At 63.4% G+C, this 22,557-nt stretch carries 19 protein-coding genes; 7 read left to right on the top strand and 12 right to left on the bottom strand.

Going from position 1 to position 22,557, the window contains the following annotated elements:
• Position 1: 1 nt before the first annotated feature.
• From H4I99_RS07335 to H4I99_RS07390, 12 genes are all read right to left on the bottom strand, one after another.
• Entirely contained in the window at positions 2-493 is a 492-nt protein-coding gene (locus H4I99_RS07335; protein WP_244624970.1) for a (2Fe-2S)-binding protein, read from the bottom strand.
• On the bottom strand, positions 490-3,636 hold the full coding sequence (locus H4I99_RS07340; protein ID WP_163901208.1) for a molybdopterin cofactor-binding domain-containing protein: 3,147 nt from the start codon (positions 3,634-3,636) through the stop codon (positions 490-492). The genes H4I99_RS07335 and H4I99_RS07340 overlap by 4 nt, the downstream gene beginning before the upstream one ends.
• Positions 3,637-3,952: 316 nt before the next feature.
• A complete protein-coding gene (locus tag H4I99_RS07345; protein WP_163901207.1) occupies positions 3,953-4,819 on the bottom strand; it encodes an aromatic ring-hydroxylating oxygenase subunit alpha in 867 nt (288 codons plus the stop codon).
• Complete coding sequence (locus H4I99_RS07350) at positions 4,816-6,210, bottom strand: amidohydrolase family protein (protein WP_163901205.1); 1,395 nt, start codon at positions 6,208-6,210, stop codon at positions 4,816-4,818. Before H4I99_RS07350 ends, H4I99_RS07345 begins: the two co-directional genes overlap by 4 nt.
• A 45-nt stretch (positions 6,211-6,255) precedes the next feature.
• Complete coding sequence (locus H4I99_RS07355) at positions 6,256-7,815, bottom strand: GMC family oxidoreductase (RefSeq protein WP_163901203.1); 1,560 nt, start codon at positions 7,813-7,815, stop codon at positions 6,256-6,258.
• 23 nt (positions 7,816-7,838) lie between these two features.
• Positions 7,839-8,447 (bottom strand): thiamine pyrophosphate-dependent enzyme, encoded by a 609-nt coding sequence (locus H4I99_RS07360; protein WP_163901201.1) that lies wholly within the window; start codon positions 8,445-8,447, stop codon positions 7,839-7,841.
• Complete coding sequence (locus tag H4I99_RS07365; protein WP_163901199.1) at positions 8,444-8,944, bottom strand: thiamine pyrophosphate-binding protein; 501 nt, start codon at positions 8,942-8,944, stop codon at positions 8,444-8,446. The genes H4I99_RS07360 and H4I99_RS07365 overlap by 4 nt, the downstream gene beginning before the upstream one ends.
• Before the next feature lie 92 nt (positions 8,945-9,036).
• Positions 9,037-9,969 carry a LysR family transcriptional regulator gene (locus H4I99_RS07370; protein ID WP_163901197.1) on the bottom strand — a complete coding sequence of 311 codons (933 nt, stop codon included), beginning with the start codon at positions 9,967-9,969 and terminating at the stop codon, positions 9,037-9,039.
• 5 nt (positions 9,970-9,974) lie between these two features.
• Positions 9,975-11,783 carry an adenine deaminase gene (locus H4I99_RS07375; protein WP_163901195.1) on the bottom strand — a complete coding sequence of 603 codons (1,809 nt, stop codon included), beginning with the start codon at positions 11,781-11,783 and terminating at the stop codon, positions 9,975-9,977.
• A 261-nt stretch (positions 11,784-12,044) separates the two neighbouring features.
• On the bottom strand, positions 12,045-12,677 hold the full coding sequence (locus H4I99_RS07380) for a glutathione S-transferase family protein (RefSeq protein WP_163901193.1): 633 nt from the start codon (positions 12,675-12,677) through the stop codon (positions 12,045-12,047).
• Positions 12,677-13,390: a Rieske 2Fe-2S domain-containing protein gene (locus H4I99_RS07385; RefSeq protein WP_163901191.1), complete on the bottom strand. Its 714-nt coding sequence runs from the start codon at positions 13,388-13,390 to the stop codon at positions 12,677-12,679. Before H4I99_RS07385 ends, H4I99_RS07380 begins: the two co-directional genes overlap by 1 nt.
• 20 nt (positions 13,391-13,410) lie before the next feature.
• Positions 13,411-13,671, bottom strand: coding sequence for a hypothetical protein (locus H4I99_RS07390; protein ID WP_244624971.1), 261 nt, complete (start codon positions 13,669-13,671; stop codon positions 13,411-13,413).
• Between the two features lie 539 nt (positions 13,672-14,210).
• Here H4I99_RS07390 and H4I99_RS07395 point away from each other — a divergent pair.
• The 7 genes from H4I99_RS07395 (at position 14,211) to H4I99_RS07425 (ending at position 22,551) form a co-directional block, all read left to right on the top strand.
• Complete coding sequence (locus tag H4I99_RS07395) at positions 14,211-15,326, top strand: BMP family ABC transporter substrate-binding protein (protein WP_163901189.1); 1,116 nt, start codon at positions 14,211-14,213, stop codon at positions 15,324-15,326.
• A 299-nt stretch (positions 15,327-15,625) separates the two neighbouring features.
• Positions 15,626-17,209, top strand: coding sequence for an ABC transporter ATP-binding protein (locus H4I99_RS07400; RefSeq protein WP_163901187.1), 1,584 nt, complete (start codon positions 15,626-15,628; stop codon positions 17,207-17,209).
• Positions 17,202-18,248, top strand: a complete 1,047-nt coding sequence (locus tag H4I99_RS07405; RefSeq protein ID WP_163901185.1) for an ABC transporter permease — start codon at positions 17,202-17,204, stop codon at positions 18,246-18,248. The genes H4I99_RS07400 and H4I99_RS07405 overlap by 8 nt, the downstream gene beginning before the upstream one ends.
• Positions 18,249-18,268: 20 nt before the next feature.
• Positions 18,269-19,204 carry an ABC transporter permease gene (locus H4I99_RS07410; protein WP_163901183.1) on the top strand — a complete coding sequence of 312 codons (936 nt, stop codon included), beginning with the start codon at positions 18,269-18,271 and terminating at the stop codon, positions 19,202-19,204.
• Between the two features lie 47 nt (positions 19,205-19,251).
• Positions 19,252-20,232, top strand: a complete 981-nt coding sequence (locus tag H4I99_RS07415; RefSeq protein WP_163901181.1) for an isopenicillin N synthase family dioxygenase — start codon at positions 19,252-19,254, stop codon at positions 20,230-20,232.
• Between the two features lie 49 nt (positions 20,233-20,281).
• A complete protein-coding gene (locus H4I99_RS07420) occupies positions 20,282-21,682 on the top strand; it encodes an 8-oxoguanine deaminase (protein ID WP_163901179.1) in 1,401 nt (466 codons plus the stop codon).
• 14 nt (positions 21,683-21,696) lie between these two features.
• On the top strand, positions 21,697-22,551 hold the full coding sequence (locus H4I99_RS07425; protein WP_163901177.1) for an aromatic ring-hydroxylating oxygenase subunit alpha: 855 nt from the start codon (positions 21,697-21,699) through the stop codon (positions 22,549-22,551).
• Positions 22,552-22,557 lie beyond the last annotated feature (6 nt).

Consider the following 22,557-nt stretch of genomic DNA (forward strand, 5'->3'; position numbering starts at 1 on the left):
GTCAGTCTCCGATGGCGAGCGACTGCTCGCGGATGCGGCGGGCGGCATTGAGCGCGCCGCGAATGATCGAGTGATAGCCGGTGCAACGACAGATATTGCCTTCCAGCCCGGAACGGATTTCCTCTTCGCCTGCATCGGGATTTTCCGTAAGCAAAGCGGTCAGCGCAATGGAGAAGCCCGGCGCGCAATAGCCGCACTGGAAGGCGTTTTCCTCCTCCAATCCGGCGCGAATGGCGGGGCCGAGGGGATGGGCGTCGAGGCCTTCGACGGTGACGATATCGGCGTTTTCGATCTGCCAGGCCATGATGAGGCAGCCGTTTACGGCCTTGCCGCCGATGAGCACGGTGCAGGCGCCGCAGCGGCCGACGGAACAGGCGATCTTGGTGCCGGTCAGTGTCAGCCGGTCGCGCAGGATATCGGCGAGACGGGTTTCAGGCTGGCAATCGACGGTGACCGGTTTGCCGTTGAGGGTGAAGGTGGTGGTCATGGTCATGCGGGCAACTCCATGACCTCGAGGATGGAGGCGGGCGGAACGGGCGTGGTGACCGGCCAGTGGCCGATGGCGGCGGCGACCGCGTTGGCGATGGCCGGGGTGACCGCGCCGATGCCGAGTTCGCCGGAGCCGCGAGGGCCGAGATCATCGCCGGGGTCGAGGCCTTCCAACGCGAAGGCCCGCATGGTCTGCGGCGCATCCTGTATGCCGGGCAGCATGTAGGTATCGAGATTGGCGGTGAGGTAGGAACAGTCCCGCATCGGCGCATCCTCGGTGAGCGTGAAGCCGAGGCCTTGCACCGCGCCGCCTTCGAGCTGGCCGAGATAGGCGGCAAGGTCCATCACCGGACCGGCGGCGGAATGCTGATGCAGGTCGAGCACGCGGATTTCGCCGGTGACGCGGCTCACCGCCACGCGGGCGAGCGCTGCGCCGAAGGCGAAGATGTAGCGGGCATTGGCGGCGGAATAGTCGGTCTTCGGAAACTCGTAGGTGACGGTGACGCTCGGCAGGTCTGCTTCGGGAATGTTACCGGCAAGGTCGCGATAGGAAATCAGGATCTCGCCGCTGTTGGAGCCGCGTTCGGCAAGGCCGCCGGGGGCGAATGCGAGGGTTTCGGGATCGCGGCCCAGGATCTCGCCGGCGGCGGTGCGGACCTTTGCGGAGAATTCGGGGGCGGCCTTCTTCGCCGAGGCCCAGACGACATAGGTGCCGCGCGACGCGGTGGTGGAGCCGGATTCGGGCGCAAGCCGAGTATCGCCGATCAGCGGCTTCACGTCATTGCGGGCGCAGCCGAGTTCGGCCGAAATCGTGGCCTGAATGAGCGGGAGGAGGCCTTGCCCCATCTCGTCGAGGCCATAGGCGCCTTCGATGAAACCGTCCTTCGTCAGCGCGAGGCGGCCGCCGGCAGGGTCGGGGATGACGGAGCCGAGGCCGTTGCCCTGATAGTTCATCGCCATGCCGGTGCCGACGATCCATTCGCCGTCATCGGAAATGCCCTGCGGTTTCGCCCAGATATCTGAGGCGCGGGCGGCGGCGAGCATTTCGACGACGCGTTCTGATCTGGAGACTTCCTGACCGAGATAGCCGGGGGTGCCGGGCACGCGCATGTTGCGGGCGCGGATTTCGAAGGGCGAAAGGCCGCAGAGCTTCGCCAGCCGGTCCATCTGGCATTCCACGGCATAGGTCATCTGGTTGGCACCAAAGCCGCGGAAGGCGCCGCAGATGCCGTTATTGGTGTAGACGAGGCGGCCATGAGTGGAAATATGCGGCGCTTCATAGGGGCCGGTCGCGTGTTCCAGCGCGGTTTCCAAGACGCCGGGGCCGAGCGAGGCATAGGCGCCCGCATCGGCCAGCACCTCGACCTCCTGCGCGAGCAGCATTCCATCGGCATCGCAGGCTGTCTTCATGCGGATCGTCATCGGATTGCGCTTCTGGCCGGCCAGCACGGACTCGGCGCGGGAGAGCTGCAGGCGGACGGGCTTTTCGGTCTTCAACGCAAGGAGCGCTAGCGCCGGCTGAACGGAAAGTTCGTCCTTGCCGCCGAAGGCGCCGCCTGTCGGAGAGGTGACGACGCGGATCATTTCCTCGGGAAGATCAAGGATGCGGGATAGCTGCAACCGGTCGCGACCGCCATGCTGGCCACCGGCAAAGACGTTCAGCGTGCCGTCGGGTTCCACGAAGGCGTAACCGCCCTCGGTCTCCATGAAACCGTGCATCTGGCGTGGGGTGACGTAGGTGTCTTCGATGATGTGAACGGCATTGGCGAAGCCCTGTTCGATGTCGCCGCGATTGAAGAACAGTTCGCGCTGGAGATTGCCCTGTTCGTGGACCAGCGCGGTATCGGTGTTGAGTGCCTTTTCCATGTCATCGACCGGCGGCAGCGGTTCGTAATCGACGCGGATCAGGGAAAGCGCCTTTTCGGCGGTTTCGGCATCGACTGCCGCGACGGCTGCGACCGTGTCCCCGCGATAACGCACCTTCTCCCGGCACATGGCCGGCTGGTCCTGCACGACGATGCCGAAGCCGTTGAGGCCCTTCACGTCCCGATGGGTGACGACGGCTGCGACACCGGGCAGGGCTTCCGCTGCGCTGGTGTCGATGGAGAGGATCTTTGCATGGGGAATGCCGGCGCGCAGGACGCGGCCGATGAGCATGTCGTCTTGTCGTCGGTCGGTGAGATAGGCCATGTCGCCCCGGATTTTTGGCCGGGCATCCGGGCGGACATGCCAGCGCGCGGGTTCCAGAGCGTGGGAGAGTTCGGTTTCGTCGGCCAGACCTTCCGCTGGTTGCGGCGGGCGGGCGGCAGGAAACAGGCTGCGTCCCGGCAGCTGGCCGCCGAGGCCGTGAACGATGGCGTTGGCGGCGACACGGCGGCGATAGGTGCCGGTGCGGAAATCGTCATCAGGAGCGACGATCGTGTCGAGAAGACAGGCGTGCAGGGCGGTCCAATCGATATCGGCGAGCGGTTGACCGGTCAGCAGGGTCTCGACGGTCTTCAGGCGGGAGGCGGGAACGACGCCGCCGCCGACTGCAAGGCGTGCGTGCGAGATGACGCCGTTTGCAACGCTCAGCCGGGCGGCGGCGTTGATGACGCTTGGCGTGAAGGCGGCGCGCAGCCCGGTCTTGCGGAAGACGTGGCGGTCGACGGCATCCTGCGGGGCGATGTGCACGGCGGCGAGGTAGGCAAGCTGGTCGGCGGGGCGGGTCAGCCAGTCTTCGAGGGGAAGCGTCGTCAGGCCCGATGGTGTGGCGATCTCCAGTCTGGCGTCGAGCGCGAGAAGGGCGGGCAGCAGGCATCCGGTGCGGCCGGCGATATTGCCGCCGATGGTGGCGAGATTGCGCACCGAGGGGCCGGCGACGATCTTGAGCGCCGCATGCAGCAGCGGGAGGCCGGATGCGATAGCGGAAGCAGAAAGCAGGCTGTTCAGGTTCGCAAGCGCTCCGACGCGGATGCCTCGCGCTCCGGTCTCGATGCCGCTCATGCCGGGAAGGCGCGAGAGGTCTATCATCGCTTCCGGTTTCGCAAGGCCCTTTGCCCATTCGAGCTGGAGCGCCGTGCCGCCGGCGACGAAGCGGAAGCTACCGGGATGGGAGGCGGCGAGGGAGAGGGCTTCTTCGGGAGAGGCGGGGGTCAGGATGCGCATGCTGCGTACTCTCTGGGGAGGGTGGTGCTATCCCTGTCGGTCCTGCCGGTGCTCGTCGATGTGATTGGCGCTTCGGACTGATCGCACTGTTGTGCGCGGTTACCCCCCTCTGTCCTGCCGGACATCTCCCCCTCAAGGGGGGAGATCGACTCGGGACAACCGCGTTGCCTGTTTCTTGCGGCTTCGAAGGGTTGGAGGGGCAGTTTCTTAGCTTGGCGTTTGAGGGGGGCAAGGCACCTCCCCATCCGATCTCCCCCCTTGAGGGGGAGATGTCCGGCAGGACAGAGGGGGGTAAGCCAGGCCTCTGCCATCTTCATCACGCCGCCCCGGCGGTGGTTCCGAAGCGGACGCCTTTTTCCTTCAGCCAGCGGCGATAGGCGATGGAGGAGGAATCGGCGCGGGTGGGGATTTCGGCGCGCGGTTCGAGCGGCAGTAGCAGGGGGCGCTGGTTTTCGACGATGATGCGATCTTGCAGGAAGATGACCTGTTCGAAGTTCAGGAGTGACTTGTGGCTCGAAACGCTGTCGACCAGATACATCACCGGCTGTGCCCGGCAGAGGCCTTCCTCCATCGGCTGGATGAAGAGCGCGATGGCATCCAGCCGGTTCGGCGAGGTCGGGCAGACGCGGTAGAGCATGACGACGAAGGGGGAGGGCACCCTGTAGGTCAGGTGAACGAAATCGCCCTTGTCTTCTGTCGCGGCGATGCGCGGCTGGAAGAAGGTGCAGTTGGTGGCCCAGACCTCGTCCACGTCGCGGCGGATTTCGCTCTGGTAGGTCGGGACTTCGGTATGGGGTTCTGAACCGAGGATATCGGTATGAACGAAGGGAAAGTGCGCCATGTCGAGGAAATTTTCCACCACGCGCAGGCCCGAGGCGCGCATGGTGACCCAGCCGCAGGGAACGAAACGACGATCTTCCTCTTCGGCTTCCTCTATGTGGACGATGTCCTTCACCGGGGTGCCGAGCGAGGTGAAGAGGCAGCCGTAGCGAACCTGCACCGGAAGAGCCGGGCCGCGCGCGCCATCATCGAGGATTTCGCGCACGAGCGGCGAACCGCTTTCCGAGATCCGGTATTCGATATCCTGCCCGAGCAGGCGGGTCGTGACAGGTCGAACCGTCAGTTCGCTCGCGGTCGCAATGGCATACCAGTCGTTGAGGGCGACCTGATCGGTGGTCTTCATGCCGCTGTTTCCTCTTTCTTGGTCCATTGCATGGTGCCGCCCTGATTTTCCGCAAGCCATTCGGCGCGGCGGGCGAAATGGCCGGGGGCCAGCTTGTGGATGTCCTTGATGATGGTGTGGATATCGGCGGTTTCGAGTTCGCCGTCTTCCACGATGATCTGGCCGTCAACCATGGTCATGGCGACATCGCCCCCGCGAACGGCATGGACCAGATTGTGCTGCAGGTTGAAGTAGGGGCCTTCGCCGAAGAGCGGCGTCATGCGCGGCGTATCGGTCCGGACGGCGATGATATCGGCCCGCTTGCCGGCCTCAAGGGAGCCGATCTCGTGATCGAGGCCGATGGCTTTCGCGCCGAGAATGGTCGCCATGCGCAGGCACTGCCAGCTATCCATGGCGGCGGCGTCGCGATGACGGAGCTTGCCGAGCAGCGAGGCGGTCTTCATCTCCTCGAACATGTCGAAGTTGTTGTTTTCCTTCTCGCCATCGGTACCGAGGCCGACAGGCACGCCAAGCGCCAGCATGTCGGCGATGGGGGCGATGCCCGAGGCGAGCTTCATGTTGGAAACCGGATTGTGGGCGATGGACACGCGATGCTGGGCGATCAGTTCGACCTCGGACTGATCCAGCCAGACGGCATGGGCGAGCATGGTGCGCGGTGTCTCGAAGAAGCCGAGGTCCTTCAGGGCAAACATCGGGCGTTTGCCGTATCGCTCGATGAATTCGGCGACCTCGATTTCCGCTTCCGAGCAATGGGTGTGGAAGCCCGTGTTGTAGCGGTTCGCCATCTCGATAGCCCGCTGCTGGCCGTCCTCGTCGGCGTAGAAAAGATGTTCGAGCCCGACCCAGACATTGATGCGGCCATTGGCCTTGCGGTGCCACTTCTCGATCATGGCTTCGTTCATGTCGAGCGTGTCGAAATAATCGTAGTCGACATGTTCGCCGACATAGGGGACGGCGACGAGGCGCGTGCCGATGGCTTCTGCGGCGCGGGCGCTGCCATCCATGTAGCGCCACATGTCGACCACCGTCGTGGTACCGGCCAGTGCGGATTCAGCATAGCAGAGGAAGGAGGCAGCCTCCGCCTCGTGCGGTTCCAGCATGCGATGCATGGGGTTGATATGCATGGTCAGCCAGTCCCACACCGCCATGTGTTCGGCGGTGCCGCGCAGGAAGCCGGAATGGGCATGAGCGTTGATGAGGCCCGGCATGAGAACGGTGTTATCAAGCCGCTTCAGCGCAAAGGCCGGATAGGCGACGCTGATCTCGTCCAGCGGGCCGACGGCGAGGATGCGGCCGTCTTCCATCGCCACGGCACCCTTGGTGATGACGCTGTTTTTGTCATCCATGGTGAGAAGATAGTCACCAGCCAGGATCATTCCGCTCGAAGTCATGTCATCTCCGTTTTCTTCCGCGCCATCGCGGAACGAAAGCAAGTTTCAGGCCGCTTCCATCAGGAAGGCGGCGGCGCGTTCACCGATCATGGTGACGGGGGCGTGGGTGTTGCAGGTCGGGATCACCGGGATCACCGAGGCGTCCGAGATCGTCAGACCTTCCAGTCCGTGGACCCTGAGACGCGCATCGACGACGGCCATGTCGTCCTTGCCCATCTTCGCCGTTCCCGATGTGTGGAAGAAGGTCGAGCAACCGTTGCGGACGAACTCGACGGCGTCGGCGCGGGAAAGCTTGCGGTCCGGTGCGGCAAAGCCTGCAAAGAGATCGGCAAAGGCCGAGGTCTGGGCGAGGTCCATGATGGTGTAGACCGCCGAGACCAGCGCCTCGAGATCGGACTCTTCCGCGAGATAGTTGGGCTGGATGTCCAGCGGGCCGAAGGGATCGGCGGAAAGCATTTTCAGGTAGCCGATACTTTTCGAATGCATCAGGCCGGCGCCGAGGGAGAAGACGTCTCCCGACATGTCGTATAGTTCGCGCAGGCGCGGCTCGGCGCTGTTGCCCTGAACGGGGAAGGAATGGACGTCGGGCTGGACGAGATCCGGCCGCGATTTCCAGTTCAGCATGGTGCCGCCGCCATTGTCGAGCTTTTCGCCCATGGGCACCTTCGACCGGAAGACGCAGGCCTGCACCAGCGGGTGATCCTGCAGGTTCAGGCCGACGCCCGGCAGGGCATGAACGAGCGGAATGCCGAGGCGCTTCAACTCGGCCGGATCGCCGATGCCGGAGAGCATCATGAGGCGCGGCGTGTCGATGGCGCCCGCCGCCAGCACGACCTGTGTCGTGGCGCTGGTTTCGACGGGCTTGCCGTCGACCAGATGGCGCACGCCGGTGCAACGGCCGCCTTCGACGACAAGGCCGATGGCATGGGAGCCAGTGAGCACGGTCAGGCGCTCGTTGCCGAGAACGGGAAAGAGGTAGCCGTTCGCCGAACTCCAGCGCTTGCCATCGACGATATTGAAGTTGGAGGGGCAGGCGCCTTCGTTGCTCTCGCCATTCGGATCGGCGATCACCGGAATGCCGAGTTCAGGTGAACCATCGAGCATGGCCTGGGCGATGGGGTGCAGCTTCGTGCTGGTGGTGATCTTCAGCGGACCGCCGGCACCGCGAAGGGCGGTTTCGCCGCCCTCCCAGTCTTCGGCCTTCTTGAAGAAGGGCAGGCAGTCGGCAAAGGACCAGCCGTCGCAGCCGGCCTGTTGCCAGACGTCGTAATCGAGCGGATTGCCGCGATACCACATGAGCGCATTGATGGCGGACGAGCCGCCGAGCGCCTTGCCGCGCGGGATGCCGATGGTGCGGCCATTGACGCGGGGCGTTGGAGTGTAGCTGTAGCCCCAGTCCCAGCGGCTCCGACCGAGCGGCACCCATTCGCGGGGATCGTCGATCTCCGCGACGCCGATGCCGGGTTCGCCGGCTTCGATCAGAAGTACCGTGGCGTCCGTGCCGTCGATCAGGCGGCGCACCACCGGCGAGCCACCCGAACCGGAGCCTATGATGATGTAATCATAGGCCTTTTCGAGAGGACGGGTCGGTACGGTGGTGGGCATGGGTGCTCTTTCCGAGGTGAGGGTCAGTTATGCTCGCTCGGACCCATGATGACGATGCCTTCGGTGGCTTCGACATGGCGGACGAAGATGTATTTGTCCTCGCGGCCGTCCGAATGCTTGCGCTTGATGTCGGGCTGCACTGTGCCGGCGACCTTGGCGACGACGATGTAGGGAACGTCGGCTTTCAGGCCGGCCTCGCAATGGGCTTCGAATTCCTCGAGCGTGCGGGCGGTATAGGCGTTGTCGACACCGGCGCCGCGGGCGATCGCGGCGATATCGACGCGGCCGAAGGCGGTGTGGGTCGGCGGGCCGCCGATCGACTGGTAGCACTCGTTGTCCCAGACGACGACGAAGAGGTTCTTTGGCTGCTCGTTGCCGAGGGTGGCGAGGATGCCGAGATTGAACATCATGCCGCCATCGGTATCGAGCGAGACGATGCGACGATGGGGAAGGCCGGCTGCGAGGCCGAAGGCCTGTGGCGTGACGCAGCCGAGCTGCTGCTGGAACAGGCTTGCCTCGCGCATGTGCGGTGCTGCGTTGTACCATTCGTCGACGGAGGCGCCGAGCGAGAGGATGACCAGTTCGTCCTTCAGGCGCTCTGCCAGAAGCTTCATGCAGTCGAAACGTTTCATCGGACGATGCTCCCCCCGAGCGCGATGGCCGAGTGGTAATAGGCGTTGTAGGACCAGTTGTAGGCGTCGACGATCGACTGCTCGATCTGCTCTTCTTCACGCACGACCCGGTAGGGGATGCGCAGTGCATCGAGTACCGGCTCCATGGTGATGCCGTGGGGAATGGCCCACCAGTTGTTTTCGCCGAGTTCACCGCGATAGCTCATCAGCATGACGACCGGGATGCCGGCGCCGAGGCCCATGCGGGCGAGCGGTTCCACGGAAGCCCTGAGACCGGAATTTTCCATGATCAGCGCCGCGCGCTTGCCGGAAAGGAAGACGCCGCCGCAGATCGCGGCTCCTTCGCCTTCGTTGGTCACGCGGATGGTGCGGATATCGGGATCGGCGTCGAGCGCCGGGTAAAGTTCCTTGAACAGGGAATCGGGGAGATAGCAGACGATGCTGACGCCCGCCTTCTTGAGGCCGCGGATCACGGCGTCAACGGATGATTGTTTCATGGCTTGCCCTCATTTCGCGGCGAGGTTCGCAAAACGGAGGTGTTTCGAATAGACGGATTTTTTTGACGATATCGTTGCGCTGTGTGCAACATCTATGGGGCCGGCGCATGAACCATGCGGTCTATCGCCTGTTCCAGCAGTTTGCCGAGGGCGGACGCCGCATCCGACATTTCCTTTTCCGAGCGGGAAAGCAGCATGAGCTTGCGCGGAGGCAGGCGGCTATCGACCAGCGGCACGAATTTCAGGGTTCCCTCGCCAAGTTCCTGTTCGACGCCGACGCGGGTCTGCAACACCGTGCCGAGATTGCGCTTGGCGAGATCGACCATCAGACCGATGGAATTGGTGCGCGAGCGGCGGGAAAGATCGACCAGCGAACGGTTGAAGGCCTCTTCCACGGAGGAGCCGAGTGTGAGGCTGGAGTCCGACAGGATGACGCGCTCGTTGGCGAGGTCGAACAGCTTGAGTTCGGTGCGTTTCGCCATCTCGCCGCCGGGGAGGGCCAGGACGCCGAGCGGAAGCGATGCCGTTGCGATGCGGCGCACCGTGCGCGGCACGCGGATGTCGAAGACCACGGCGAGGTCGCACTCGCCATCGGACACCGCATTGGCCGCCTGCTGCGATCCCATGACCTTGATGTCGACGGTGATCGCCGGATGACGGCTCCAGAAGGCCTCGAGTGCTGACGGCATCAGGCCGCGGGCGACGCTTTCGACGATGGCGACGGAAACCGTGCCGCGATGCAGGCCGTGGAGATCGTTGATCTCGTTGCAGGCGCGGTTGAGTTCGGAGAGCGAAATGCGGGCGTGGTAGAGCAGAAGTTCGCCCGCGCTCGTCAGCTTGAGGCGCTGGCGAACGCGTTCGAAAAGCGGGGTGCCGAGCTCCTCCTCCAACTGCCGGAGAATGCGGCTGACGGAGGAGGGGGCGACGTTCAGCGCCAAGGCCGCCTGGCGGATCGATCCAAGCCGCGCCACCAGCTGGAAATAGTGGATGCGGGTGGCGACCAGTCCGAGGCGGTAGGGGTCCATGGTTGTCAGGCCTCCGGGCTCTCGAAGAGCGGCACGATTTCCATCTGCGGCACGGTGACGAGGCCCATGTCGGTGATGCGGATTTCCGGGATGACCGAGAGCGGGATCAGGTTGAAGCCCATGTAGGGAATGGTGCAGCCGGCCTTTTCCCATTCGACCTTGAGCGCCTGCACTTCCTTGGCCACCTCGTGCACCCGCTTGTCGGAGAGGAGGCCGGCGATCGGCAGCGGCACGATGGCCGTGACCTTGCCATCCTGCACGACGCATGCGCCGCCCTGATGTTCCTCGATGGCGCGCAGCGCCACCTGCATGTCCGCTTCGTTGGTGCCGGCGATGATGATGTTGTGGCTGTCATGACCGACGGAAGAGGCGACCGCGCCGCTCTTCAGGGCGAAGTTGGAAAGCAGGCCATGGGCGACGTTCCCAGCCGACTTGCCGTGACGCTCGATGACGGTGACGAAGCAGAGGCCGTGACGTTCGAAATGGGTCTGCCAGTCGTTAGCGGGTTCCAGTTCGACTTTCACATGGCCGAGGATGATGCCGGGCAATTCGGTCTTGATCGTGTTGGCGACGACCTTTTCGGTCGGCAGTTCCGGCGTCAGCTTCACGGCCTTCGGCAGCTTGACCGTGTGATAGGCGGCTTCCGGGTAGCGCCACGGCTTGGACAGGGTTTCGTCGAGCAGCGGCGTGATCTTCTTCTGATCGACGACGAGTTTGCCGCCATACCAGGTGCTCACCGGCTTCAGGTCGTCGTCGAGCATGACGAGGTCGGCGCGGCGGCTGCCGCCCATGCCGCCGATCTCGTTTTCCATGCCGAAGCGGGTGGCGCCATGCAGCGATCCCATGGCCCAGGCCTGTTCGGGTGTCATGCCGGCCTTGCGGGCTTCGCGCACCACCCAGTCGAGGCCGAAGTTCAGAAGGTCGTCGGCGTCGCGGTCGTCGGTGCACACCGCGATACGCTTGTGAGAGGAGCCGAGTTCGGTCACCGTTTTGATGGCTTCCGGCAGCGAGTGCCATGGCGTGGTCGGCGGGCCGCCGCGCAGGAAGAGCCAGATGCCCGCTTCCAGCATGTCGTCGGCGATGTCGCGGTCGATGGCCTCATGGGTATCGGTCACGCCCGATGCGGCATAGGCGGAGACGAATTCGCGGCCGTAGACATGGCCGGATACGGGCCGTCCGCGCGAAAGGGCGGCCACCAGAATGGCGTGCGAGCGTTCATCGCCCATGGTCACCGGCACGAAGTCCATCTTCTCGCCCAGGGCCACTGCTTCCGGCCACTTGTCGAAAAGGGCCGCGATCTTTTCCGGTGTCAGGTCGCCGCCGGCGGTTTCGAGTTCCGGCGAGGTGGCGGGGACGGTCGAGGGCACCGTGAGGAAGATGGAAAGCGGCGCATGGCGGGCGTCTTCCAGCATGGCCTCGACGCCGGCGACGTCCATGACGTTGCCGATCTCGTGGCTATCGCAGAAGATGGTGGTGGTGCCGTTCAGGAGGGCCGCTTCCGCATAGGCGCAGGCCGTCACCATGCTCGATTCGATATGGATATGCGGGTCGACGAGGCCGGGAGCGATGATGCCGCCCCTGGCGTCATAGAGTTTAGCGGAGCCGCTCCGGTAGGTGCCGACCGGCTTGACAGCGGCGATGCGGCCGCCGGAAATCCACACTTCGCGGTCGGGCAGGATGCGCTCGGAATAGGTGGAAAGCACCCGGGCGCCGGTGATGACGAGATCGGGCGAAACGCGGCCGGACGCGACGTCTGCGAGCTTGCGGGTCATCGTCGCAAGCGGGGCGACGGAAAAGCGGGTGATGGGTGGCATGTGTGTCTCCTGTCCCTTCTGGGGCCGAGTATTGATCTGAAGTCCCCTCCGCAACCCCTCTCCGCAGGGGGAGGGGCTCTGCCTCAGCGCGATGCGACAAGGCGGGGAAGTTCATTCGTGTCCTCCCCCTGTCGAGGGAGGTCAATATTCAAAGCTGCCTTATCCTCATCGATCTTGCGACGGGGCCGCTGCTTTACCCCTCCCCCTTGTGGGAGGGGTTGGGGAGGGGGCCATGCCCTTCCTTCAGAAGGCCGTCAGGCCTCAGTGATAATCCGGAATGCCCGGCATGGTCTTGAAGCCGGGCAGGGTGCGGAAGCGGCGGATCCAGCGGCGGAGCGCCGGGAATTCGTCGTGATCGATGCCGAAGTCGCGGGACAGCGCGAAGATCGGGAACAGCGTCAGATCGGCGAGCGTCGGCGCGGTGCCGGCGAACCATTCGATGCCATCAAACTGGCGAAGCGTCATGTGGTCGTCCATGATGCGGAAGGCGCGGCGGGCGGACGCTATCAGGGCTTCCAGATCGCCAGACAGGCCGAACAGCGCGACCTTGCGGGCGGTGATCGCATCCGGCAGGATTGCGGCCGAGAAGGTCAGCCATTGCATGGTTGCGGCAAAGGCGGCGGTATCCGCCGGTAGCCACGCGCCCGAGGCGTCATAAGCCTTGGCGAGATGGGCGAGGATCGCCTCAGTACCGTAAAGCGTGAGGTCGCCGTCCGTCAGGACCGGCAACTCTCCGAGCGGGTTGAGCGCCAGCATGGCCGGGCTCTTTTCCTCATGGCCGGGAACCATGTCGACGGCATAGGTCGTATAATCCTTGCCGAGCATGGAAAGTAGAAGGCGAACGCGGTAGCAGCTGTCGTCGAGTTCGTAATTGTAGAGCGTGATTGCGGACATCAGGCAACCTCCGCCATGAGCGCGCCGGGAGCCGAGGCCTCCAGTGTGCCGCGCAGGGCTTCGGCCCAGCGGGCGACGGGTGCGCGCAGTGCCGCGGCCTTGCCGTCCGTGTCGTCGATCAGGATGTGAAGTGCCGTCTTCGCCGCGCCGACGGTCTGTGCGGCGACGAGAAGCCGGGTGGTTCCGGCGGTCAGCGCCCAGCAATTGGCGGTTAGCTTTTCAAGAGAGGCAGGGGCGGGAGCAGAGCCTGATTCCGGAAGCTCGGCCTTCTCCAGAACCGACAGAGCGAATTCGAGGGAGCAATCGACATAGAGGCTGCGGACCGGCACGACGGCACCGAGATCCGGAACGCCGGCCACATCGGCATCGGCGGCTAGCGCCGTCCAGATGAGGCCGCTGTTTTCTTCCACGGCGTAGGTGGGGATCTTGATGGTCTTCGGCACTTCGAGGTCGGGATGGGCCGGGATGTGCTGGCACTGGCCGGCGGTGTCATAGGCCCAGCCGTGATAGAGGCAGGCGATATGATCGCCGCGCACGAAGCCGAAGCTCATGCGCATGCCCCGATGGGGACAGCGGTCTTCCCAGACATGCGCCGCACCCTTGCTGTCACGCCATACGACAATTTCCGCGCCGTTTATCACCGCGCCGGCCGATGTGCCTGCTTCGATCGATGCGGAGAGCGCCACCGGCACCCAACCCGTTTCCTTGCTCATCTTCAAATCCCCTTCAAAAATCAGTCCTGTCGAACCGGCGTCAGTCTGCTCTCCGCGCGACTGACATCCAGAACGATGCAATCATAAGGCCCGAGGCTGCAGGCCATCTCGAACATGTCGACCAGATCCTCCTGCCCGGCGACATGGACGGCGACCGCGCTCTCGCTGCAGTCATCGATGCGCAGGTCGAGATCGAGCCGACCGGCGCGATGGCGCACAAAGCCGATGAAGCTGTCACAGTCCAACTGGCCCCTGAACACGAAATCCACGGCGCGGTTCATGCCGGGGCCTTGCCTGGACTGGGATGTGCGGGGCGAGTTTTCGCTTCCGATCCGGTTTCCTGTCTGTCGTGCAAGCTGCTCTGTTCCTCTGGTTGTCTTTTGTGCTTTTGCACAAATTGTATGCATGCCTTGTATTTCATCAATCTAGCCTTTGGCGCGATCAGGTTTCAAGCGGTTTTTTCGCCGTAGATGTTGCCTTTCACGCACCATGGTCTCCCTGTTTTTACGACTATTCGAAACATCGGCAATTTGGAAAGGTCAGAAACAGAAGGCGGGTTCTTCGGTCGTACGAGAGATTTTCCGGGCTTTTTCCGAGGGTTGGCGGATGTTCGCCCCGGGATGGGCGGGATGGCTCCGGTTGACGATCGTCAAGGTCTCCGAGGGTGAGCTTTTCCCGGCATTCCGCATTACGGGTCGTTTGGCCGATGCGGGTTCAGACTGGCACAGTTGTTGCGTTTCTGAACGGATGGCGTCCCGGTGAGCGAATGGAAACCCGCTTTTCGTCATAGGCGCGTTATAACCAGAACTAAGGGGTTCACATGATCGACTTGCGTAATCTTTCCCGTCGCGGCTTCCTCAACATGGCCGCTGCCGGTAGTGCCTCGCTGATGCTTCCTGCTGGCCTCATGCGTCCGGCCATGGCCGCCGCTCCGCTGCCGGCCGTCAAGGAAGAAGACGCGGTCGTCGGCTTCGGCCATGTCGGCCCGATCACGGACGAAGGCTGGACCTGGAGCCATCATCAGGGTCTGCTCGCAGTGAAGGAAAAGTTTCCGAAGCTCAAGAAGGTCATTGAAGTCGAGAACGTTCCGTACTCAGCCGACGCGACCCGCACGTACCGCCAGTTTGTGTCTGAAGGCGCAAACATGATCTTCGACACCTCGTCGACCGGCGACTTCCTGCATGAAGTCGTACGCCGCGCACCGGAAGTCGCGTTCATGGAATGCAACGGTCACCAGACGATGGACAATCTCGGTTGGTATTACCTTGCCCACTGGTATCCGACCTATGTCATCGGCGTTGCCGCCGGCATGCTGTCGAAGACCGGCAAGCTCGGCTATGTCGCGTCCTTCCCGGTGGCTTCGGTCTATGCCTCGACCAACGCCTTCCTGATGGGCGCGCGCACCGTCAACCCGAACGCCACGCTGCAGACTATCGTTATCAACTCGTGGTTCGATCCGCAGGCCGCAAGCCAGGCCGGCACGGCGCTGGTCGACAACGGCTGTGACTTCCTGTTCGGCATCATGGACGAGGCTGCATACCTGCAGGTCGCCGAAAAGCGCGGCGTCTGGGCTGCGATGTGGAACACCGACATTCGCCGCTATGGCCCCAGTGCTTACGTTTCGTCCGTCATCATCGACTTCAAGGACTTCTATGTCGATCAGGTCAAGAAGCGTCTCGCCGGCGAGTGGACGCCGTCCGAAACCCTGTTCGCCATGGGCTCCGGCGTCGATCGCGATACCTGGGGCGAGAAGGTTCCGGCCGAAGTTGGAAAGGCTGCTGACGCGGTTCGCGACAAGATCCTCGGCGGCTGGTCGCCGTTTACCGGCGAACTCAAGGACTCCAAGGGCAATGTGAAGGTCGCCGCCGGCCAGAAGATGACCGAGCTGGAACTCTACAACTGGGATTGGTCAGTCGAAGGCGTGACGGGGCTTTAAGGGCGGCCTTCCTGCACCTCCGTCATCCCGGCCTTGAGCCGGGATCCAGCGCGCCCAAGTCCTCGGGCGAGAAGGACTCTCTGGATGCCGGATCAAGCCCGGCATGACGGAAGCGTAAGGCAATGCGCCTTCACTCCCGCGCCGTCATCCTCGGCCTTGACCCGAGGATGACGGAGATTGGGGCGGGGGTCGGCGGGCAAATGAGGTCGCAGCCTCATCTTCATCTTCAGAAACCACGGAAAGGGACCCCGGCCCCTTCCTCCCCAGCATCGTTCCATTTCTCGTTTGCGATAGGCCGCATGTCAGAATCAACCCAAAGATACGTGGTGCCGCCTGGCACGGCTCCGCTGGTGCAACTGAAGGGGATCGCCAAATATTTCCCCGGCGTGATCGCCAACCAGGATGTCGACATCGAAGTCATGCCCGGCGAGATCCATGCGCTGCTGGGCGAAAACGGCGCCGGTAAATCGACGCTGATGAACATCCTCACGGGGATCTACCAGCCGGATGCCGGCGAGATCATCATCGATGGCTACGCGCAGCAGTTCTCTTCGCCATTGCAGGCGATTGCCGCCGGTATCGGCATGGTGCACCAGCACTTCAAGCTGGTTAATGCCTTCACCGTTGCGGAAAACATTCACCTTGGCTGGAGCGAGACGCCGCGTCGTGCGTCGGCTGCCGTTCTCGAAGCACGCACCGCAGCACTTGCCGAGAAATACAATCTACAGGTTCGTCCATCGGCACGGATCACCGAGCTTTCCACCGGCGAGCAGCAGCGCGTTGAAATCCTGCGCGTTCTGGCGCGGCAGGCCAAGGTGCTGATCCTCGACGAGCCGACCGCCGTCCTGACACCGGCCGAGGCACGCGAACTCTTCAAGGCGCTCCGCGACTTCGTGGCCTCCGGCAATGCCGTCATCTTCATTTCCCACAAGCTGGACGAAGTGCTGGAAATTTCCGACCGCGTCTCGATCCTGCGCGGCGGTCGAAAGATCGGCACGGAATTTTCAGCCGACTGTACGCCAGCAAAGCTTGCCCGCCTGATGGTCGGCCGCGACATCGTGCTGGCCGACATGCGCGGACGGCCGGAAGGGGCCGCGCCGATTTCCGAAACGCCGGTGATGAGCCTGCAGAATGTCTTCGCGCTCAACGACGGAGGGAGCGAAGCGCTGGAGGGCATCAACCTCGATATCCGCGCAGGCGAGATCGTCGGTGTTGCGGGCGTGGCCGGCAACGGCCAGCGCGAGCTTTCGCAGATCCTGACCGGCACGCGCGGCATCTCCGCCGGGCGGATCGTCATCGACGGGGAAACCGTCACGCGGGCGGATGCGGCCGAATTCGTTGATCGCGGTATCGGCCATATTCCGGAAGACCGGTTGCACAGCGGTTTGGCGCCGGGGCTTTCGATCACCGTCAACGCGGTCATGCGCGAATACCGCAAGCCGCCGGTGACATCGGGTGGGGTCTACAAGCCGGGCGCCGCCAATGCGCTTGCCCGCGAGATCGCATCCGTCGCGGAAGTCGCCATTCCCGATTTCGGCATGCCGATCCGCAACCTTTCCGGCGGCAACCAGCAACGCCTCGTCGCGCGTCGTGAAATGCGGGTTGCCTCCAAGATCCTCGTCGCCGCCTATCCGAGCCGCGGTCTCGACGTCGGCGCGATCAACACCATGCTGCGCTACATCGTTGAACTCAGGAATGCCGGCGCCGGGATCGTGCTGATCTCGGAGGAGCTGGAGGAATTGCTGAACCTCTCCGACCGTATCGCGGTGCTCTATGAAGGGAAGATCATGGGCATCGTCGAGAATGACAATGTCGACATCGAGGAAATCGGTCTGCTGATGGGCGGGCGCACGCGCGGCGGAAAGGAGGCGGCCCATGGCTAACATTCGCCTCCAGCGCCTGCCTTCGGCGCATCCCGGCATGGCCATCGGCGCACGGTTTGCCGCCATCGCCATTGCTCTCGTTTTCGCAGGCCTCGTGCTGGCAGCGACCGGCAACGATCCGATCGGGCTTGCCGGACAGGTCGTCAGCGCGTCCTTCGGCTCGACCTATGGCATGGAAGACCTCGGCCTCGTCGTTATCCCGCTGATCCTGACCGGGCTTGCGGTCACTGTCGGCCAGCAGATCGGCGCGTGGAACATCGGTGCGGAAGGCCAGTTCTATGCCGGCGCCTTTGCGGCGACCGCCGTCGGCTTGTTCATTCCCGCATCGGAGCCTGTCAGCCTCGTCCTGATGTTTGCGGCCGGCCTTTTCGGCGGCGCGGTGTGGATCCTCATTCCGACGCTGGCGCGGGCCTATGCCAACGTCAACGAACTCATCACCACGTTGCTACTCAATTTCGTCGCCGTGCTGTTGGTCTATTACGTCTCGACCGATGTCTGGCGTGACCGTTCCGGTATGGCCAATTCGTCGACGCCGCGCATTCCCGCCGAAGTGCCGGAATTCTGGGGCCTCGTGCATTGGGGCCTGCCCATTGCCGTGCTTCTGGCAATCGGGATCTCGTTGCTGCTGGCCTTTTCGAAATGGGGATACGAGGTGCGTCTCGTCGGCTCCAATCCGTCGGCCGGCAAATATGCGGGCATCAAGGCGAAGAAGCATCTGATCACGGTGATGCTGATGTCGGGTGCGGTTGCCGGGCTTGCCGGCATGCTGGAAGTGGCCGGCACGGTGCATCGCCTGCAGGGCGGCATTTCCAACAACTTCGGCTATCTCGGCATCATGGTTGCGGTGCTGGCGCGCGGCTCCTGCATCGGCGTCATCTTCTCCGGTGTGCTGATGGGCTTCATCCTCAATTCCGGCATCATCCTGCAGACGCAGGGTCTCACCACCTCGGCGGTGCTGGCAATGACCGGCCTGATCCTGTTCTTGACGGCGATCGGCGACGAACTCGCGCATTACCGCTTCGTGCGGGACAAGGCGTAACGGGCGAAAGGACTGCTATCATGGATCTTCTGACCGGTCTTTTCACCACGGCCTTCCTTGCGGGCGGCGTTCTTGCGCTTGCGGCGCTGGGCGAAGTGCTGGCCGAGCGCGTCGGCGTCGTCAACCTCGGCGTCGAGGGGCTGATGGCCATGGGCGCGATCACGGCAATTGCCACGGTTGCCGCCGTGCCGTCGCCAACGCTCGGTTTTCTGGCAGCACTTGCGGTGGGCGCGCTGTTTGGCGCGGTGTTTGCGGGGGCAACCGTCTTCCTGCGGGCCAACCAGGTGCTTTGCGGGTTGGCGCTGACGCTGATGGGCACAGGGCTCGCCTCGACTTTCGGCAAGGCCTATTCCGGCATGCCGGCACGGGCGACGTTCGAGGGCATCGAGATCCCGCTTCTCTCGTCGCTGCCGATCTTCGGCAAGGCGTTCTTCAGCCAGAACGTTCTCGTCTACCTGATCTACCTGATCCTGCCGATCGGCCTGTCCTACCTGATGTTCTACACACGGCACGGCATGAACATGCGCGCCGTCGGCGAAAATCCGGCGGCGGCCGATGCCGCGGGCATTCCGGTCAACCTGATCCGCTTCGCCTATGTGACAGCCGGTTCGGCGCTTGCCGCCGGCGCCGGCGCCTATCTGACCCTCGCCTTCGTGCCGGGCTGGTCGGACGGCGTGATCGCGGGCCGAGGCTGGATCGCGGTGGCGCTGGTGATTTTCGCCGGTTACCGGCCGATCCCGGCGGTGCTGTCGGGTCTGCTGTTCGGCTTCATCACGGCACTCGGCTTCGTCGGGCAGGCGAGGGGCTGGCCGATTGCGCCGGCATTCCTGTCGATGCTGCCCTATCTCGGCACCATCGCCTTCATCATCGTGCCGGTCATCGCCTGGCAGCGCATGCGCCGGCTGATGGCCGCGCCGGCGGCCCTTGGCGAACCCTATTACCGCAGCGTTCGCTAAGGCGGGGGCTCGAAGCGAAGGATCATTCTGGAAACGGAGCGAAAACCATGGACACGGTTACGGCAAAGCATATCGACAGGGCTTCGCTGCCGGTCATCGATATCAGTGGCCTTTCCTCGCCCGACGAGAAGGAACGCAAAGCCGTTGCCGCGGCTCTCAGGGCCGCGTGTATCGACAAGGGTTTCTTCTACTGCGCCGGTCACGGCATTCCGCAGGGTCTGATCGACGCGGTGTTCGACGAGACCAGGAGGTTTTTCGCCCAGCCGCCCGAGAGGAAGATGGAGCTGGAGAAATCCAGGCGTTCCAAGTGCAATCGCGGCTATGAGGTGCTTGGCGGCCAGACGCTGGAAGCCGGCGCGCCGCCGGATCGCAAGGAAGGCTATTACATCGGCCAGGAACTGGCCGAGGATCACCCGAACGTGACGGGCGGCCTGTTCAATTGCGGGCCGAATGTCTGGCCGCTCGGCCTGCCGGGCTTCCGTCCGACCATGCTTGCCTATCAGGCGGCCATGCAGGAACTCGGCAACCGGCTGATGCACGGCATCGCCTTGTCGCTCGATCTGGATGAGGACTATTTCAAGGGCTACAACATCGAGCCGGTCTCGACGCTGCGCCTTCTGCACTATCCGCCGCAGGCGCCGGATTCTCCGAAGAACGAACGTGGCGCGGGCGCGCATACGGACTGGGGCGCGATCACGCTGCTGATGCAGGATGATGTCGGCGGTCTTCAGGTCTTCGACAAGAACGATGAAGTCTGGATCCATGCGGAACCGGTGCCCGGCACCTTCGTCGTCAACCTCGGGGATGCCATGGCCCGCTGGACCAACGATCTCTACAAGTCGACCCTTCACCGGGTGATCAACACCTCGGGCCGGGAACGCTATTCCATCCCGTTCTTCTACGACGGGGCGCCCGACTACAAGGTGGTCTGCATTCCGACCTGCCTGAAGCCCGGCGAGGAGCCGAAATACAAGCCGACGACGGTCGAGGGCCATCTTCGGGAAATGTACGCAAGGACCTATGCATGACAGACTGCCCGATGAACGCCACGGTGTTTTCCGCAAGCCGGAGGCTCGCGTGAGCACCAAGCTTGTCAAGAACATCGCCCATCTTGCGACCTTCGACGACGCTGCCCGCGAGATCGAGGACGGCGCGCTCCTCATCCGCGACAACGTGATCGAGAAGGTCGGCACGACGGCGGAGCTTGCCGACGAGACGGCGGACGAGGTGATCGACTTTTCCGGCCATATCGTCATGCCGGGCATGGTGAACATCCATCACCACATGTACCAGAACCTGACGCGGGTGATGGTGCAGGACGACGAACTGCTGGTCTGGCTGAAGACGCTTTACCCGATCTGGTCGAACCTAGATGACGATGCCATCGGCACTTCGGCACGCGTCGCCATGGCGGAACTGATCGCTTCCGGCTGCACCACGTCTTCCGACCATCTCTACATCCTGCCGAACAACTGCACGCTGGATGCGACCATCGATGCGGCCAACGACATGGGCCTTCGCTTCCATGCGGCGCGGGGCGCGATGTCGCGCGGACAGAGCCAGGGCGGCCTGCCGCCGGACAATTGCGTCGAGAAGGAAGAGGACATCCTCAAGGACGCCGAACGGCTGATCTCGACCCATCACGACAATTCGCGGCACTCGATGAGCCGCATCATCCTTGCGCCCTGCTCGCCGTTCTCGGTGACGCCGGGGCTGATGAAGGATGCGGCAGCACTTGCCCGCTCCCACAAGGGCGTTCATTTGCACTCTCATCTGGCTGAAGACCTGTTCGAGGAGGTCTATTGCAACGACGTCTACAAGATGCGTTCGGTTGGCTTTGCAGAATCGGTCGGCTGGCTCGGGCCCGATGTCTGGTTCGCCCATTCGATCTTCATGACATCGGAGGAAATCGATCTCTTCGCCTCGACCGGCACCGGTGTCGCCCATTGTCCCTCGGCCAACATGCGCTGCGGGCAGGGGATCGCGAAGATCCGCGAAATGCTGGACAAGGGCGTGAATGTCGGCCTCGGCGTCGATGGTTCGGCGTCCAACGACACCTCCAACATGTTCATGGAAGCGCGGCTCGCCATGATGCTGCAGCGGGTGGCGCCGAACAAATATCTCTCGGAAACGCCCGGTGGACGTGGCGGGTTCGGCGGCACGCCTTCCGCGCTTTCCGCCCGCGAGGCGCTGACCATGGCAACGCGCGGCGGGGCGAAGATCCTCGGCCGCGACGATGTCGGTTATCTGGCGCCCGGCATGAGCGCCGATTTCATAGCGATCAAATTGCGTCAGCTCGGGCTTTCCGGTACGCAGCGCGACCCTCTGGCGGCGCTCGTCATGTGCGGACCGTTCAAGGTCGATCACTCGTTCATCAACGGCCGTTCCATCATCGAAAACGGCGAATTCGTCTCCGCTGACATCGACAGCCTGCTGGAAAAGCATGAAGCTGTGATGGAGCGGATCTATCAGCAATAGGAAGGAAGGGTACAATGAAGGCGACGGACAAGGCTTCTATCGACCAGTGGTATCCCATCGACACGGAAAAGGAGATCCCGTTCGGGACATCCGCAAACCGCTTGCTCGGAACGGATCTGACTGTCACCCGCACCGAGGACGGCGAAATCACCGTGAAGGCCGAGGGGCGTGATGAGGCGCTGCCGATCAAGCGCCGGTTCGGCTTCATCTGGACGACGATCGGCGAGCCTGTGAAGGACATCTTCCCGGTGCCGGAAGCCGATGAGCCAGATCGTCGCTACGTGCCCTGCGGCGCCGTTTCCGTGAAGGCGTCCGGCCTCAGGATCGTCGAGAACTTCCTCGACATGGCGCATTTCCCCTTCGTGCACACCGATATCCTCGGCTCCGAGCCGCATACGGAGGTTGAACATTACAACGTCGAGATCCGTCGCGATGTCGATGAAGTCTGGGCGACCAACTGCCAGTTCTTCCAGCCGCAGGCGGCACTTTCCGCCAAGGACGGCATCATGACCCAGTATATCTACCGGGTGATGACGCCGTTCACGACGCTGCTCTACAAGACCTGCCCGAACTCGGCCAATCGCTGGGACGTAATCTGCCTGTTCGTGCAGCCGCTCGATCCCGACCGCTGCCGTGCACATCCGGTGATGTATCTCATCGACGACGTATCGACCACAACCGAACTCATCCACTTCCAGCAGCTGATCTTCCTGCAGGACCGCATCATTCTGGAAAACCAGCGCCCGGTGCTCCTGCCGATGGAACCGCGTTCGGAAATCCCGACGCGAGCGGATGCAAGTTCGATTGCCTATCGCCGCTGGCTGAAGGAAAAGGGCGTGACCTACGGCACGTCCGCGATGGCGGCCTGATACGCA

The sequence above is a fragment of the Paenirhizobium daejeonense genome, from assembly GCF_014280875.1.
Classification (GTDB): domain Bacteria; phylum Pseudomonadota; class Alphaproteobacteria; order Rhizobiales; family Rhizobiaceae; genus Allorhizobium; species Allorhizobium daejeonense.

What these genes read in the sequence shown, in the direction of transcription:
- H4I99_RS07335 (WP_244624970.1), bottom strand. Translation starts at nt 493, where the DNA reads ATGACCATGACCACCACCTTCACCCTCAACGGCAAACCGGTCACCGTC.
- H4I99_RS07340 (WP_163901208.1), bottom strand. Translation starts at nt 3,636, where the DNA reads ATGCGCATCCTGACCCCCGCCTCTCCCGAAGAAGCCCTCTCCCTCGCC.
- H4I99_RS07345 (WP_163901207.1), bottom strand. Translation starts at nt 4,819, where the DNA reads ATGAAGACCACCGATCAGGTCGCCCTCAACGACTGGTATGCCATTGCG.
- H4I99_RS07350 (WP_163901205.1), bottom strand. Translation starts at nt 6,210, where the DNA reads ATGACTTCGAGCGGAATGATCCTGGCTGGTGACTATCTTCTCACCATG.
- H4I99_RS07355 (WP_163901203.1), bottom strand. Translation starts at nt 7,815, where the DNA reads ATGCCCACCACCGTACCGACCCGTCCTCTCGAAAAGGCCTATGATTAC.
- H4I99_RS07360 (WP_163901201.1), bottom strand. Translation starts at nt 8,447, where the DNA reads ATGAAACGTTTCGACTGCATGAAGCTTCTGGCAGAGCGCCTGAAGGAC.
- H4I99_RS07365 (WP_163901199.1), bottom strand. Translation starts at nt 8,944, where the DNA reads ATGAAACAATCATCCGTTGACGCCGTGATCCGCGGCCTCAAGAAGGCG.
- H4I99_RS07370 (WP_163901197.1), bottom strand. Translation starts at nt 9,969, where the DNA reads ATGGACCCCTACCGCCTCGGACTGGTCGCCACCCGCATCCACTATTTC.
- H4I99_RS07375 (WP_163901195.1), bottom strand. Translation starts at nt 11,783, where the DNA reads ATGCCACCCATCACCCGCTTTTCCGTCGCCCCGCTTGCGACGATGACC.
- H4I99_RS07380 (WP_163901193.1), bottom strand. Translation starts at nt 12,677, where the DNA reads ATGTCCGCAATCACGCTCTACAATTACGAACTCGACGACAGCTGCTAC.
- H4I99_RS07385 (WP_163901191.1), bottom strand. Translation starts at nt 13,390, where the DNA reads ATGAGCAAGGAAACGGGTTGGGTGCCGGTGGCGCTCTCCGCATCGATC.
- H4I99_RS07390 (WP_244624971.1), bottom strand. Translation starts at nt 13,671, where the DNA reads ATGAACCGCGCCGTGGATTTCGTGTTCAGGGGCCAGTTGGACTGTGAC.
- H4I99_RS07395 (WP_163901189.1), top strand. Translation starts at nt 14,211, where the DNA reads ATGATCGACTTGCGTAATCTTTCCCGTCGCGGCTTCCTCAACATGGCC.
- H4I99_RS07400 (WP_163901187.1), top strand. Translation starts at nt 15,626, where the DNA reads ATGTCAGAATCAACCCAAAGATACGTGGTGCCGCCTGGCACGGCTCCG.
- H4I99_RS07405 (WP_163901185.1), top strand. Translation starts at nt 17,202, where the DNA reads ATGGCTAACATTCGCCTCCAGCGCCTGCCTTCGGCGCATCCCGGCATG.
- H4I99_RS07410 (WP_163901183.1), top strand. Translation starts at nt 18,269, where the DNA reads ATGGATCTTCTGACCGGTCTTTTCACCACGGCCTTCCTTGCGGGCGGC.
- H4I99_RS07415 (WP_163901181.1), top strand. Translation starts at nt 19,252, where the DNA reads ATGGACACGGTTACGGCAAAGCATATCGACAGGGCTTCGCTGCCGGTC.
- H4I99_RS07425 (WP_163901177.1), top strand. Translation starts at nt 21,697, where the DNA reads ATGAAGGCGACGGACAAGGCTTCTATCGACCAGTGGTATCCCATCGAC.